11 protein-coding genes and 2 pseudogenes are annotated in these 14,343 nt (G+C 70.1%); 4 read left to right on the top strand and 9 right to left on the bottom strand.

The window, feature by feature from the left end:
• The first annotated feature begins 32 nt into the window (after positions 1-32).
• Positions 33-1,103 carry an AI-2E family transporter gene (locus P1P75_RS16330; RefSeq protein ID WP_319255840.1) on the top strand — a complete coding sequence of 357 codons (1,071 nt, stop codon included), beginning with the start codon at positions 33-35 and terminating at the stop codon, positions 1,101-1,103.
• Here P1P75_RS16330 and P1P75_RS16325 read toward each other — a convergent pair.
• The gene (locus tag P1P75_RS16325; protein ID WP_319255838.1) at positions 1,052-3,211 is read right to left on the bottom strand and encodes a SpoIIE family protein phosphatase; all 2,160 of its coding nucleotides are present in this window, start codon (positions 3,209-3,211) and stop codon (positions 1,052-1,054) included. The two genes, P1P75_RS16330 and P1P75_RS16325, sit on opposite strands and share 52 nt — an antisense overlap.
• Positions 3,212-3,481: 270 nt before the next feature.
• On the opposite strand from P1P75_RS16325, the gene aspS reads away from it, so the two are divergent.
• From aspS to P1P75_RS16310, 3 genes are all read left to right on the top strand, one after another.
• Entirely contained in the window at positions 3,482-5,245 is a 1,764-nt protein-coding gene (aspS, locus tag P1P75_RS16320) for an aspartate--tRNA ligase (protein WP_086772679.1), read from the top strand.
• Positions 5,246-5,439: 194 nt separating this feature from the next.
• On the top strand, positions 5,440-5,877 hold the full coding sequence (locus tag P1P75_RS16315) for a hypothetical protein (protein ID WP_319255836.1): 438 nt from the start codon (positions 5,440-5,442) through the stop codon (positions 5,875-5,877).
• A gap of 165 nt (positions 5,878-6,042) precedes the next feature.
• Positions 6,043-7,386: a polysaccharide lyase family 1 protein gene (locus P1P75_RS16310; protein ID WP_319255834.1), complete on the top strand. Its 1,344-nt coding sequence runs from the start codon at positions 6,043-6,045 to the stop codon at positions 7,384-7,386.
• A gap of 116 nt (positions 7,387-7,502) precedes the next feature.
• On the opposite strand, the gene P1P75_RS16305 is transcribed toward P1P75_RS16310, so the two are convergent.
• The 8 genes and pseudogenes from P1P75_RS16305 to P1P75_RS16270 form a co-directional block, all read right to left on the bottom strand.
• Positions 7,503-9,467, bottom strand: a complete 1,965-nt coding sequence (locus P1P75_RS16305) for a pentapeptide repeat-containing protein (protein ID WP_319255832.1) — start codon at positions 9,465-9,467, stop codon at positions 7,503-7,505.
• Positions 9,468-9,664: 197 nt separating this feature from the next.
• The gene (locus P1P75_RS16300) at positions 9,665-9,787 is read right to left on the bottom strand and encodes a hypothetical protein (protein WP_319255830.1); all 123 of its coding nucleotides are present in this window, start codon (positions 9,785-9,787) and stop codon (positions 9,665-9,667) included.
• A gap of 180 nt (positions 9,788-9,967) precedes the next feature.
• Positions 9,968-10,062 (bottom strand): annotated as a pseudogene (locus tag P1P75_RS16295) (helix-turn-helix domain-containing protein); the annotation flags it as partial.
• A 37-nt stretch (positions 10,063-10,099) separates the two neighbouring features.
• A complete protein-coding gene (locus P1P75_RS16290) occupies positions 10,100-10,465 on the bottom strand; it encodes a PH domain-containing protein (protein ID WP_086769885.1) in 366 nt (121 codons plus the stop codon).
• 87 nt (positions 10,466-10,552) lie between these two features.
• Positions 10,553-11,035, bottom strand: coding sequence for a hypothetical protein (locus P1P75_RS16285; RefSeq protein ID WP_319255828.1), 483 nt, complete (start codon positions 11,033-11,035; stop codon positions 10,553-10,555).
• A gap of 93 nt (positions 11,036-11,128) precedes the next feature.
• Positions 11,129-12,844 (bottom strand): methionine--tRNA ligase, encoded by a 1,716-nt coding sequence (gene metG, locus P1P75_RS16280; RefSeq protein WP_319255826.1) that lies wholly within the window; start codon positions 12,842-12,844, stop codon positions 11,129-11,131.
• A 128-nt stretch (positions 12,845-12,972) separates the two neighbouring features.
• Positions 12,973-14,151, bottom strand: a pseudogene (locus P1P75_RS16275) (VWA domain-containing protein); the annotation flags it as partial.
• A partial coding sequence (locus P1P75_RS16270) for a hypothetical protein (RefSeq protein WP_319255874.1) occupies positions 14,096-14,343 on the bottom strand: 248 nt, incomplete at its 5' end. The pseudogene P1P75_RS16275 and the gene P1P75_RS16270, both read right to left, overlap by 56 nt.

Raw genomic sequence — 14,343 nt, 5'->3', positions numbered from 1 at the left:
ACAACCCGTGTGGGGCGTGATCCGCTGGAGGGGTGCCGTCGCTGCTTCCCGCTCCCATTCGTCGTCTGGCCGCCTGGTGTGTGGTGATCCTGCTGGTGTCGGGGGTCGTGTACGTCGGGATCCGGCTGTGTGTGGAGTTCCGTACGGCCGTCGTGCCGGTGTTGCTCGCGTTGCTCGGGACGGCGTTGCTGGGGCCGTTTCACCGGCGGCTCGTCAGGGCGCGGGTCAACCGGTCGGTGGCCGCGGGGGTCACCTGTGTGGCTGTTCTCGCGGTGGTGGGCGGGGCGGTGTACATCGTGGTCGCCGCGCTCGTGAACAGCGGTGACGAGATCGTCGCCTCGCTGAGGGACGCGGCGCGAGGGCTCACCGAGCATTTCGGGGCGGCGGGGACCTCGCTGGACGACGTCGCCTCCAACGCGCGGGAGTTGCTGACGAAATTCGGCGGGACGGCCGCCTCGGGGGTGATCAGCGGGGTGAGTGTGGTGGGCGAGGGCATCGCCATGGCCGTACTGGCGCTGCTGCTCGTCTTCTTCTTCCTGCGGGATTCCGACCGGGCCGTGGACACGCTGCGGGCCGTTGCCCCGGACGGGAGGGCGGACGGGCTGGAGGCCATGGCGCGGCGGGCGTTCCAGGCCGTCGAGGGGTTCATGCGGGGGACCTCGCTCATCGCGTTCATCGACGCGGTGTGCATCACCGTCGGGCTGCTCGTGCTGGATGTGCCCGGTGCGGTGGGGCTGGGGGCGCTCGTGTTCGTCGGCGCGTACATCCCGTATCTCGGCGCGTTCCTCTCGGGGGCGGTCGCCGTGCTGGTGGCGCTGGCCGACCGGGGGTTCGTGATCGCGTTGTGGGTGGTCGGGGTGGTGCTGGCCGTGCAGGTGCTGGAGGGGCATGTGCTGCAGCCGGTGGTCCAGAGCCGGACGGTGCAGATGCATCCGGCGGTGGTGATGCTCGCGATCACGGCGGGGGCGTCGGTCGCCGGGATTCTCGGCATGCTGCTCGCCGTACCGCTGACGGCGGCGGCGTTCGGGGTGGTGCACGAGCTGCGGCAGCGTTACGCCGCGCCCGAGGCCGCCTCCGCCTCCCCTTCCGACGCCGGCTCGTAGAGCTCGAACCAGATGGTCTTGCCCTCGCCGCGCGGGGCCACGCCCCACTCGTCGGCGAGCAGTTCGGTCAGGACGAGGCCGCGGCCGGACGAGGCCAGTTCGCCGGGCCGGCGCTTGTGCGGCAGGGAGTCGCTGGTGTCGGTGACCTCGATCCGCATCCGGCGTTCGCCGGGGTGGCCGGCCACCTCCGCCACGAGCAGCGCGTCGTCGTCGGTGTGTACGAGGACGTTGGTCAGCATCTCGGAGACGAGGAGGACGGCCGAGTCGACCTGGTCGTCGCTGGGCCAGTCGTGCAGGAGGTCGCGGAGCTGCGCGCGGGCCTCGGCGATCCGCTCGGGTTCGGCCTGCGCGATGGTCAGCATGGTGCGCCGTACGGCGGGGCGGGCCGGTGTGGTGGCGCCGAGTCCTCCGCAGCCCGCGCCGCCGTGGCGGCAGACGAGCAGGAGGGCGATGTCGTCCTCGCGACGGTCGGCCAGCGGTCCGGTGGTGTGGTGCGAGGACGGCCCGTGCACGGCCTGGACGAGGGCGTCGGCCAGTTCCTCCAGGCCCCCATCGTGTTTCTCCAGGATCTTGCGGACGCGCCGCCAGCCGGTGTCGAGGTCGTGTCCGCCGGTCTCCAGCAGGCCGTCGGTGCACAGCATCAGGGCCTCGCCGGGTTCGAGGGCGAGGCGGGTGGTGGGGTAGTCGGAGTCGGGGTCGATGCCGAGGGGCAGTCCGCCGGCGGTGGCGTGGACGAGGACCGTGCCGTCGGTCATCCGGATCGCCGGGTCGAGGTGTCCGGCGCGGGCGGTTCGCAGGACGCCGGTGACGGGGTCGACCTCGATGTAGAGGCAGGTCGCGAAGCGCAGGTCCGCGTGGTCGTTGGCGTCCCCGGTGTGGGTGAGGCCGTAGAGGAAGCGGGAAGCGCGGGAGAGGACGGCGTCGGGGCCGTGGCCCTCGGAGGCGTACGCACGCAGGGCGATGCGGAGCTGGCCCATGAGGCCGGCGGCCCGCACGTCGTGGCCCTGTACGTCCCCGATGACCAGCGCGAACCGTTTGTTCGGCAGCGGGATCATGTCGTACCAGTCGCCGCCGACCTGGAGGCCGCCGCCGGTCGGTATGTAGCGGGCGGCGAGGGTCATGCCGGGGATCTCGGGGCCGAGCGTGGGCAGCATGGAGCGCTGCAGCCCGTCCGTCAGCTCGCGCTGGGTCTCGGCGGCGCCGGCCCGGGTGAGGGCCTGGGCGAGCATGCGGGCCACGGTGGTGAGCACGGACCGCTCGTCGGGCGTGAACGCGACGGGGTAGGCGAAGCCGGCCATCCAGGCGCCCATGGTGCGCCCGGCCACCGTGAGCGGCAGGAACGCCCAGGAGTGCCGGCCGAACTGTGAGGCGAGCGGCCAGGTGAGGGGGTAGCGGGACTTGTAGTGCTCGGGCGAGGAGAGATAGACGGCCCGGCCGGTGCGGACGACCTCCGCCGCCGGGTAGTCCGTCTGGAGGGACATCTCGGTGAAGGCGTCCTCGTCGCCGGGCTGCTGTCCGTGGTGTCCGATGATCGTCAGCCGGTCGCCCTCGACGCCGAACACGGCGAGGCCGTCCGGTGAGAAGCCCGGCATCGACAGATTGGCCGCGACCCGCAGCACCTCCTCGGTGGACCGGGCCTCCGCCAGCGCCCGGCCCGCGTCCAGCAGGAACGCCTCGCGGGAGCGCCGCCAGTCGCCGGTGACGGCGCTGCGGCCGGCCGGGGTGCCCGGTGAGGGCTCGGTGACCTCCTGGAGGGTGCCGATCAGTTCGTACGCCTTCCTGACCCGGTCGAAGGAGGGCTTGGATCTGCTGCGGACGACGCGGACGATCCGGCCTCGCTCGTCCATGATCCGGATGCGGACCTCGGCGAGGGTGCCCTCGGCGACGGCCAGCTGGATCACGCCGGTGATCTCGTTCCAGTCGACGGGGTGCAGCCGGGCCCGGGTCTGGGCCTCCGTGAGGACGGCTCCCTCGGTGGGCAGCCCGAGCAGCCGGGCCGCCTCGGCATCGACCGTGACCAGGCCGGTGGAGGTGTCCCAGTGCCAGAGGCCGGTCGCGAGGGAGGCCAGGACATCCCCCACGGCGGGCAGGGGCTCGCCAGTGCGCATTGCCCCACTTTAAGAACAGACGATCGAAGAGTGCCACTGATCGCCGGGGTCATCGTGGACGGATCGCCTGGTTCACCGTGGGTGGGGCGCCCGGTTCACCGTCGGCGGATCACCTGGTTCCTCATGGGCGGATCCCCGGGTTCCTCGTGGTGGGAGCCGATCGAAGGTGGGCGCCGATCAATGGTGGGAGCCGATCACGGGTGGCCCGGTACGCTGGGGGTTGTTTCACGTGAAACACGCCCCCGATCCGCGAAGACTGGATGAACGACGATGCATCGGTACAGGTCCCACACCTGCGGCGAGCTCCGCGCCTCTGACGTCGGCACCGACGTCCGGCTGAGCGGCTGGCTGCACAATCGGCGCGACCTGGGCGGCATCCTCTTCATCGATCTGCGCGATCACTACGGGATCACGCAGCTCGTCGCCCGTCCGGGCACGCCCGCGTACGAGGCCCTCGACAAGCTGACCAAGGAGTCGACGGTCCGCATCGACGGCAAGGTCGTCTCCCGCGGCACCGAGAACGTGAACGCGGACCTGCCCACCGGTGAGGTCGAGGTCGAGGTCGGCGAGGTCGAGCTGCTCGGCGCCGCCCAGCCGCTGCCCTTCACGATCAACACCGAGGACGGGGTCAACGAGGAGCGGCGCCTGGAGTACCGCTTCCTCGACCTGCGTCGCGAGCGCATGCACCGCAACATCATGCTGCGCACGGCGGTCATCTCGGCGATCCGTCACAAGATGGTGGCGCTCGGCTTCAACGAGATGGCGACCCCGATCCTGACCGCGACCTCCCCCGAGGGCGCGCGTGACTTCGTGGTCCCCTCGCGTCTGCACCCGGGCCGTTTCTACGCCCTTCCGCAGGCGCCGCAGCAGTTCAAGCAGCTGCTGATGATCTCCGGCTTCGACCGCTACTTCCAGATCGCGCCCTGCTTCCGCGACGAGGACGCCCGCGCGGACCGGTCGCCGGGCGAGTTCTACCAGCTCGACGTCGAGATGAGCTTCGTCGAGCAGGAAGACGTCTTCCAGCCGATCGAGAAGCTCATGACCGAGCTGTTCACGGAGTTCGGCGGCGACCGCGAGGTCACCTCGCCGTTCCCGCGGATCCCGTTCCGTGAGTCGATGCTGAAGTACGGCTCCGACAAGCCGGACCTGCGCGCCCAGCTGGAGCTGGTCGACATCACCGACATCTTCGAGGGGTCGGAGTTCAAGGCCTTCGCCGGCAAGCACGTGCGCGCGCTGCCGGTGCCGGACGTCTCGGCGCAGCCCCGCAAGTTCTTCGACCAGCTCGGTGACTACGCCGTCTCGCAGGGCGCCAAGGGCCTGGCCTGGGTCCGTGTCGCCGAGGACGGCTCGCTGTCCGGCCCGATCGCGAAGTTCCTCACCGAGGACAACGTGGCCGAGCTGACGAAGCGGTTGTCGCTGGCCGCCGGGCACGCGGTGTTCTTCGGCGCGGGCGAGTTCGACGAGGTCTCGAAGATCATGGGCGCGGTGCGCGTCGAGGCCGCCAAGCGGGCCGGGCACTTCGAGGAGAACGTCTTCCGCTTCTGCTGGATCGTCGACTTCCCGATGTACGAGAAGGACGAGGAGACCGGGAAGATCGACTTCTCGCACAACCCGTTCTCGATGCCGCAGGGTGGCATGGACGCTCTGGAGAACCAGGACCCGCTGGACATCCTGGCCTGGCAGTACGACATCGTCTGCAACGGTGTCGAGCTCTCCTCCGGCGCGATCCGGAACCACGAGCCCGACATCATGCTCAAGGCCTTCAACATCGCGGGCTATGACGACGAGACCGTGGAGCGTGAGTTCGCCGGCATGCTGCGCGCGCTCCGCTTCGGCGCCCCGCCGCACGGTGGCATCGCCCCCGGTGTCGACCGCATCGTGATGCTCCTCGCGGACGAGCCGAACATCCGCGAGACGATCGCCTTCCCGCTCAACGGCAACGCCCAGGACCTGATGATGGGCGCGCCGACGGAGCTGGAGGAGACGCGGCTGCGTGAGCTGCACCTGACGGTGCGCAAGCCGCAGCCGAAGTAGGCGGTGTGACGGAGTGGCCCGGAACCGATGTCGGTTCCGGGCCACTTCGCGTTCCGTGGTCCGGCGCCCCTTTCAGGGCGACTTCACCGGCGTCCCACAGGAACACCGGGGCCCCTCCACAGCGGGGCGGCGTCTCATGGGAGGCGCAGGCCGGTGGAGCGGCAGGGTCGGTGGGGCGAGGGAGGAATCCAGGCATGGGGTTCATGGGTGTGTGGTCGGTGCTGCTGGTCGTCGGCGCGGTCGGTGGGGTGACCTGCGCGGCGGTCGCCGGGCGCCGCTCGCTACGGGGCCGTTCCCCGTCCGGCCTGGACGCGGAGGCGGAGGCCAACCAGTGGCTCGTACGGCTCGCAGGCGGCCTGGTCCCGCCGGACGTGCGGGCCTGGGCGGGGGCCGGTGAGGACACGGCGCGGGCGCTGACCAGCGCGGCGGAGTGCCATCGCGCGGCCCGGGCACGGCTGGCGACGGCCCGTACGGCGGCGGAGTACGCGGAGGTGACGCGGACGGCGCGGGAGGGGCTGGAGCATCTGGGCAGAGCGCGGGCGGGGCTGGGCAGGGAGACGGCGACGGTGTCACCGACGGCGGGCCGAGGGCGAGCAAAAGCACCACCGGCAGAACCATGCCCGGCTGGGTGAGGCCGACGGAGGCGGAGGTGAAACGCCGCTGCGGGCGGCCCCGATCACACGCCGGCTCGGTGTGGCGAAGGAGGCTGGAGAAAAATAGCCGACAGGCGGCAACTCTTCATGTCATGGCGACCACTGACAGGGCGTAACCCCACTCCCCCTGTAAGGATCCCCTCCGTGGCCGCTCCCTCCCACCGCCGGTCCCTCCGCTCGCGCCGCACCCTCGTCGTCACCGCCGCCGTCGTGGCCGCGGGTGTCAGCGCCGGTGTCGTCGTGATGAACGCCAACGCCGGGCCCGTCGACCTGTACCACCAGACGCTCGCCGCCAAGGACGGCTGGGCATCCTCCGGTACGGGCACCACCGGTGGAACGAAGGCCGACGCCGCTCACACCTTCACCGTCTCCACCCGCGCCGAGCTAGTGAAGGCGCTCGGTTCCGCGACCGACACCACGCCCCGGATCATCAAGGTCAAGGGTGCCATCGACGCCAACACCGACGACGCCGGCAAGAAGCTGACCTGCGCCGACTACGCGGCCGGCACCGGCTACTCGCTGGCCGCCTACCTCAAGGCCTACGACCCGGCCACCTACGGCCGCTCCAAGCTGCCGTCCGGCACGCAGGAGAAGGCGCGTGCCGCCGCCCAGTCCAAGCAGGCCAAGAACATCATCCTCAAGGTGCCCGCCAACACGACCATCGTGGGCGTCCCCGGCACCGGCGCGGGCCTCACCGGCGCCATGCTCCAGGTGCAGAACGTGGACAACGTCATCGTCCGCAACATGAACTTCGCCGCCACCGAGGACTGCTTCCCGCAGTGGGACCCGACCGACGGCGACACCGGCAACTGGAACTCCAACTACGACTCGGTCACCCTGCGTGGCGCGACCCACGTGTGGGCGGACCACAACACGTTCACCGACGCCCCCCACCTGGACAGCGCCAACCCGAAGTACTACGGCCGCGAGTACCAGATCCACGACGGCTCCCTCGACATCACCAAGGGCTCCGACCTGGTGACCGTCTCGTACAACCAGTTCACCAACCACGACAAGACGATGCTGATCGGCAGCAGTGACACCGACAGCGTCGGCAAGCTGCGCGTGTCCATCCACCACAACGTGTGGAAGGGCATCGTCCAGCGCGCCCCGCTGGCCCGCATCGGCCAGATCCACATCTACAACAACTTCTACGACGTCACGCCCCTCAACGGCTACGCGACGCAGTACAGCATCAACTCCCGCGCCAAGGCCCAGGTCGTGGCGGAGAACAACTACTGGAAGCTCCCGTCCGGCGCGAAGGCCGCCAAGCTCCTCAGCGGTGACGGCACCGGCTCGGTCAAGGGCTCCGGCAACCTGGTCAACGGCACGACGGCCGACCTCGTCGCCGCCTACAACGCCGCGTCCTCCAAGGACCTGAAGACGACGGTCAACTGGACCCCGACCCTCACGACGGGCCTGGAGACCTCGGCGAAGAACCTCCCGACGTCCCTGGCCGGGACGACGGGGGCGGGCGTGCTCAAGTAGCACCCAAGACACGCGAGGGCCGGGAGACCACGAGCCCCCGGCCCTCGCGTCCCATGCGGCCCGCCCGCATGGCGGTCCACGCGGCTCCCTCGCCGCAGGACCGGGCCGTCGGTACCTCAGCCGTCCTGGGCCGAAGCTTCCTTCAGGTCCGCTTCCTCCCAGAAAGCGGCGCCGGTGTCGACACCGTCGAGCAGCGCGTCGGTGAGGCCGGCGTCGATGAAGACGGTGCCGACGACGGTCGCCGCCGGCAGCTCCGGGTCGGTCTCCTCGCCGAGATCGGCCTGTGTCAGGTTCACTCCCCTCAGGTCCGCGTTCGTCAGGTCCGCGGCTGACAGGTCGGCGTTGGTGAACTGGGCGAAGGCACCTTCATAGTTGCCTTGGACGCCGACGAGTTTGGCCTGCGTCAGGTCAGCGTTGTGGAGCAGCGCGCCGTCCAGCCAAGCATTGCTCAGGTCCGTCTTGAGGAAGTCGGCCTCGGTGAAGGTCCCGTTGGTCAGATACGCCTCGTTCATACGAGCGTTGTCGAACCAAGTGAGGTCGAACCGGCCGTCCGTGAGGTCGGCCCGGGTCAGATCGGCGCCGCGCAGATCCGCGTTGGTGAACGACCCGAAGAGGTTGGCGCCCACCAGGAAGGTGTCGCGCAGATCGATCCTCGGTTCTCCCTCCACGTACACGGGGCGGGCCCCCAGCACATCAAGTGCGGCCTGGACATCGTCCGGCGCGCGGGTCTTGGTGTTCTTGCGAAGTCTCTCCGCCGTCGCGGCGCTCGGCATCTTCGCGCGGTCCCTGATGTAGGTGCTCAATATGCTGACGATCGCCGGCTGTTCACTGCGAGAGTCCCGCATGATGCGCTGCAAGGCGTAGATGCTGCTGACCCTCACGTTGACGGACTCGGCGCCGAGGTTGGCGACGGTCTCGCTGTAGGTGGAGGCCATTTGGTCGCGTTCGGTGAGGCCGAGGTTCTGGTTAGTCTGGCTGATCGCCATGGCGGTGAAGACGAGGGCCAGCAGGGCCGGTACCGCCGGCATCGCCGTGGCGACCCACATGTAGCGCTGCGAGCGGCCCGCGTCGACGGAGGGTCCGGCCGTGGGGGCGGCGGCTCCGGCTGCCGGAGCGGGTCCCGGAGGCGGGGCGGGCGCGATGGTGAGCTGGGCGGGGTCGAGCAGGACGAACCACCGGGAGGTGTGCAGCCGGTCCTGGAGGGTGGACAGCAGAGCGACCAGGGCGGGCAACGCCGTGGTCCCGTCGCGCAGGAAGCGGCCCGTCACCTCGCTCAGTGTTTCGGTCACGTGCGTGACATGTGCCTCCAGTTCGGCGCGTCGGTCCGACGCGAGAGGCAGGCTTTCCCGGGCGAAGTCCCCCAGTGCGGCAGTCAGTTCGGCCAGGCGCTCGTCGAGTACGGTCGCCGCCGGTGGTGTCGGGCGCATGGCGTCACGACAGGCGGTCAATGCGTCCAGGCAGGCGAGGAGGGGCGGTTCCTGCTTCGACCAGAGGCCGAATCTCTGTGGAGCCGCCCGCCGTATGCGCCATGCGGCGACAACGAAGGCCGGCGCGGTGCCGAACAGCAGGCCCGCCTGGATGCCGTTCCACCACGGCTCCACGTCCGGGTCGCACCCGCTCAGGACGGCCCATGAGGAGCAGGTGCCATCGTCCGTGACGTACCAGCCGTCCGTGCCGAAGATCTCCGCCAGGTAGCTGTACGGACCGTCGATCTCCGCCAAGGGACCTGCCATGACGTACTCGAACACGACGAGCCACGCCCCGAGCACGACCGCGCTCACCACCAGCGTGAACGGGACCGCCAGACACCACACCCGGCGCCCGGCCGCCAGCACCCGCGCCGAGCGGTCGGCCTCCACCAGGCGTCGCAGCAACGCGTCGGCCGGGACCGGGCTGACCACGCCCTGGTGCCGACGCAGCGCCACCGCGGCCCGCAGCCGACGGCGGACGGCCTCTGTCCGCGGCCGCACGGCAAGGCGCGGTACGAAGACGATGTGGCGCCCGGTCTGCCGGTGCGGATCACGGAAGGCTGCCGCCCGGGTGGCGAGCCGCCAGCCCGCCATGACCAACGGGTACGACACCACCGCACCCAGGCCTGCGCGTACCCAGTCCCCCCAGGACGTGAAATCCACCGTGTCAGCCCCCGCCGTCCCTCGTCCCCCGAACCGGTTTCGCGACCGGTGCCCGGTGGAGTATGCCCGCGGCGCGCCGCACGAGGCAGGGGATTTCCGAAGAAGCCACGGGTCCGAGGACATCGCCGCCCTTCGGGGCACTGCCCTCATGGGCCCGCCGCACCGAAGAAGTACCCCCACTTCTTCAGCACGGCGCTCAGCTCCCGCAGGGCCTCCTGGGACTCGGGGCGCGGAATCAGGTCATGGGCGGGCCACGGGCGGCCTGTCACGATCGGCTCTGTTCGATGAGGGGCGGCTCGCCGATACGGTGTCGGGGGTCTCGGGAACGGCGCCTGTCGACGTGTATCCCGGCCAGTCATGAGGGTCGGGGCCGCGGTAGGCGTGGTCGCGGGCAGTTCCGGAGGGGGTGCCAGGCGGCGGGAGGGGTGGGAGTTTGGCCGGGCCGGGACGATCGCCAGGAGCGACAGGTCGGGTGCTGGGCGAGGTGGTTGCCGATCACCGTGAAGCGGGTGGTGTGGCGGGTGTTGTCGTGGGTGACGCCGCCCGGATGCCCCTTCGCGTGGGCGTACGGCTCGGAACGGCTACTGGGTGACGAACTGCGTCAGGATCGCCTGCACCTCGTAGATGTCCACGCCCTTGGTGAACGTCTTCTGGATCGGCGTCGGGGTGCCCGACACCCAGATCTTCAGTTCGGCGTCGAGGTCGAAGGTGCCGGCGGTCTCGACCGCGAAGTGGGTGATGCTGCGGTACGGGATGGAGTGGTATTCCACCTTCTTCCCGGTGATGCCCTGCTTGTCGACCAGCAGCAGCCGCCGGTCGGTGAACAGGATCGTGTCCCGGATCAGCAGATACGCGGCGTGCACACGCTCGCCCTGCCCGAGCAGCCGCGCGTAGTCCTGCTGGGCCGTGCCCGAGTCGATCGTGTGCGCATTGCCGAACAGCGCCATGAAGTCCCCCTGTGTCGTGTCATCGGTGTCGCAGAGGGGGACGCCGTCCAGGTGCGGACAGTTGCGCGGCCATGGCGTGCGGGCCCGTCAGGTGTCGTACGTGCCGTCCCACGGTTCGCCGAAGCCGAGCTGGTCCGGGTAGAGCTCCGCCCAGTCCTCGTCGTCCTCCTCGTCCTTGCGGATCACGAGGCCGAACAGGACGTTCTCGTAGGTCAGCTGGAAGGGGCGGATCGCGATGTCCGTGTAGGAGCGGCGGGGCAGGCTGCGCAGGAGCGTGGCCAGGCGGGCGCGGGCGCGGTGGAGGACCGAGTCGTCGCCGTGGGGGTTGCTCTGCTGCTGCGCCCAGGTGCCGGCGCACCAGATGTCCGAGTTTCGGTAGCGGCCCTCGGCGTCGAAGGTGTGCAGCACCGTGTAGAGACGTTTGTGCTGTTCCCAGCCGTCGTCGAGACGGAAGCCCTGCGGGAACGCGTATGTGACCGATGCGAGGAACTGACCGTCCGCGTACCGACCGATGGACTCGGTGCGGTGCTTCGGCTCGTAGGCGATCGGAATGACCTCGGGGACTGCCATGGCGAAAACCATACGGCTTGGCGAGAACATGTCCAGGCCGGGGTCCCCGTGCGGTGGGAGGGACGGGCCGCCCCTCCCACCGCCCGGGGCGTATCACTCGTCGGCGCCGCCGAAGCGCTCCTTGTACGTGGCGAGGTCGTCGTCCGTGAGCTTGGCGAAGAGGACCGGCGGGATCGTGAACGGGGTACCGGCCGGGACCGTGTCCAGGGCCTTCGCCTCCGCCTCGGTGACCCAGGTCGCCGTGTCGTCGGCCAGTGCGAAAGCCTCCCGCATGACCTTCGCCGTCGCCGGGATGAACGGCTCCGAGACGACCGCGTACAGGTGGATCAGGTTCATCGCCGTGCGCAGCGTCAGGGCCGCGCCGTCCATGTCGGTCTTGATCTCCAGCCAGGGGGCCTTCTCCTCCAGGTAGGAGTTGCCCGCCGACCACAGCGCGCGCAGCGCGGCCGCCGCCTTGCGGAACTGGAGGGCCTCCATCTGCTCCTCGTACTCGCCGAGGAGCCGCGCGATCTCCGTGCCGAGCTTCGCCTCGGCCTCGCCGGGCGCGCTGCCCGCCGGGACCTCGTCGCCGAAGCGCTTCCTGGAGAACGACAGGACGCGGTTCACGAAGTTGCCGAGGGTGTCGGCGAGGTCCTTGTTCACCGTGGCCGTGAAGTGCTCCCAGGTGAAGGACGAGTCGTCCGACTCGGGGGCGTTGGCCATCATGAAGTAGCGCCAGTAGTCGGCGGGCAGGATCTCCAGCGCGTCGTGCGTGAACACGCCGCGACGCTGCGAGGTGGAGAACTTGCCGCCGTAGTAGTTCAGCCAGTTGAAGGCCTTGATGACGTCGACCTTCTTCCACGGCGAGCGGGTGCCCAGCTGCGTCGCCGGGAACATCACGCTGTGGAAGGGGACGTTGTCCTTGCCCATGAACTGCGTGTAGTGGACGTCCGCCTCCGACTCCCACCACCAGGAACGCCAGTCGCGGTTCTCCGGGTCCTGGTCCGCCCACTCCTTTGTCGCGCCGATGTACTCGATCGGGGCGTCGAACCAGACGTAGAAGACCTTGCCGTCCGCCGCCAGGTCCGGCCACGTGTCGGCCGGGACCGGCACGCCCCACTCCAGGTCACGGGTGATCGCCCGGTCGTGCAGGCCCTCCGTGAGCCACTTGCGGGCGATGGAGGAGGCGAGCACCGGCCAGTTGTCGGCGCGCTCGTCGACCCACGCCTCGACCTCACCGGCGAGCGCCGACTGGAGGAGGAAGAGATGCTTGGTCTCGCGAATCTCCAGATCGCTGCTGCCGCTGATCGCCGAGCGGGGCTCGATCAGGTCCGTGGGGTCGAGGACGCGCGTGCAGTTCTCGCACTGGTCGCCGCGCGCCTTGTCGTAGCCGCAGTGCGGACACGTGCCGATGATGTAGCGGTCCGGGAGAAAACGGCCGTCGGTGACCGAGTACACCTGGCGGATCGCCCGCTCCTCGATGAAGCCGTTCGCCTTCAGCTCGCGCGCGATCTCCTGCGTGATCTCGCGGTTCTGCGGGGACGAACTCCGGCCGAAGTGGTCGAAGGCCAGGCTGAAGCCGTCGTAGACCGCCTTCTGCGCGTCGTGCGCCTGCGCGCAGAACTCCGCCACCGGCAGACCCTGCTCCTTCGCGGCCAGCTCGGCCGGCGTGCCGTGCTCGTCCGTCGCGCAGATGTACAGGACGTCGTGGCCGCGCTGGCGGAGGTACCGGGAGTACACGTCCGCCGGGAGCATGGACCCCACCATGTTGCCCAGGTGCTTGATTCCGTTGATGTACGGAAGGGCGCTGGTGATGAGGTGTCGAGCCATCGGGGGCTGCTCCCAGGTTGCTATGTACGGAACCTTGAAATCGTAGCCGACATGGGTACGCCGCCCGCTTCCCGTTTTACGGGATGAGAAGCGGGCGGCGTGGGTGCGGGGGGCTGTGCCCCACCCGGTTACGGGCGCCAGTTCGCCAGTACGCCCTCGTAGAGCTCCTGGTCCGTGAGCTCCCGGGGGGTCGGGCCCGCGTGGAAGAACGCCGTGTTGCCCGTCTTCAGCTTGCGGAGGTAGTCGAACGCCTTGTTCTCGTGCTCACCGAAGGCGACGAACGAGAAGAAGAGGGCGGGATGGTTCGCCGCCGCGTCCGCGAGGGACTGGGTGGCGGGGGTCTTCGCGTCCGGGGCGCCGTCCGTCTGGAAGACCACCAGGGCGGGGGCCTGCGCCGACGCGGCGTGCTTCTCGTGGTGCGCTACGACTGCCTCTACGGCGACGTGGTAGCTGGTACGGCCCATGCGGCCCAGCCCCGCGTGCAGGTCGTCGATCCTGTTCTCGGGGTCGGTGAACGTGAGGTCCGCCGTGCCGTCCAGCTCCGTCGAGAAGAAGACGACGTGGACGGTGGGGGGCTGGGTCCGGGTCTTGGTGAGGTGGGCGGCGAGGGCCAGGGTCTGGTCGGCCAGAGCCTGGACGGAGCCGTCCTTGTAGTAGGCCCGCATCGACGCGGAGCGGTCCAGGACGAGGTACACGTCCGTGGGTGCGGCGTCGGTGAGGTTCAGCTTGGTGAGGGTGGCTGCGGCTGCCTTGTGGGCGGTGAGGAGGTGGGACGGGGTGTCGGTCGACTCCGGCGGTGCGGTGATCTCCGCCTCGGCGAGTGGCTCCGCCGGGGTGGGTGCTTCCGCCTCGGCTTCGCCTTCGGCGGGGGTGTTCCCACCCGCACCGCCCGTGCGGGTCTCGTCGGCGACTGCCGGTGGCCCCTGTGGGGCGTCCTCGCCGTCGGCGGCCTCGGGTTCGGTGGCCTCCGCTTCGGGGGCCGGTGTCGCCTCGGGCTCGGCGGCCTCGGGCTCAGTCTCCTCGACCTCCGTGACCTCAGCCTCAGCGGTGGGTGTCTCAGCCTCGGGCGCGACCTCGGCTTCCGCCTCGGGCTCCTGAACCGCCGCCGGCTCTTCCGCGACTGGCTCGGTCACGGCCTCGGCCTCGGCCGGCTCCTCGGCGACGGGCTCCTCCACCGTGGGGGCGGGCTCCTCCGCGGCCGGCTCCTCCACGTCAGGTGCGGCCGTCTCGGCGACGGGAGTGACCGGCTCCTCAACGGCGGCGGGCTCCTCCGCAGCGACCGGCTCCTCCGCAGCGGCGGGTTCCTCCGTGGTGGCCGGCTCCTCGACGGCGGCCGGTGCCTCCGTAGCGGTCGGTGCCTCCGTGGTGGTCGGTGCCGGGGTCGGGTTCGGTTCCGGGGTGGCCCATGCGGCCCAGCCCCGCGTGCAGGTCGTCGATCCTGTTCTCGGGGTCGGTGAACGTGAGGTCCGCCGTGCCGTCCAGCTCCGTCGAGAAGAAGA

This window comes from Streptomyces sp. ID05-39B (assembly GCF_033794725.1).
Classification (GTDB): domain Bacteria; phylum Actinomycetota; class Actinomycetes; order Streptomycetales; family Streptomycetaceae; genus Streptomyces; species Streptomyces bobili.
The sequence above is the reverse complement of the archived record's forward strand: the minus strand, read 5'-3'. Positions and strand labels throughout refer to the sequence as shown.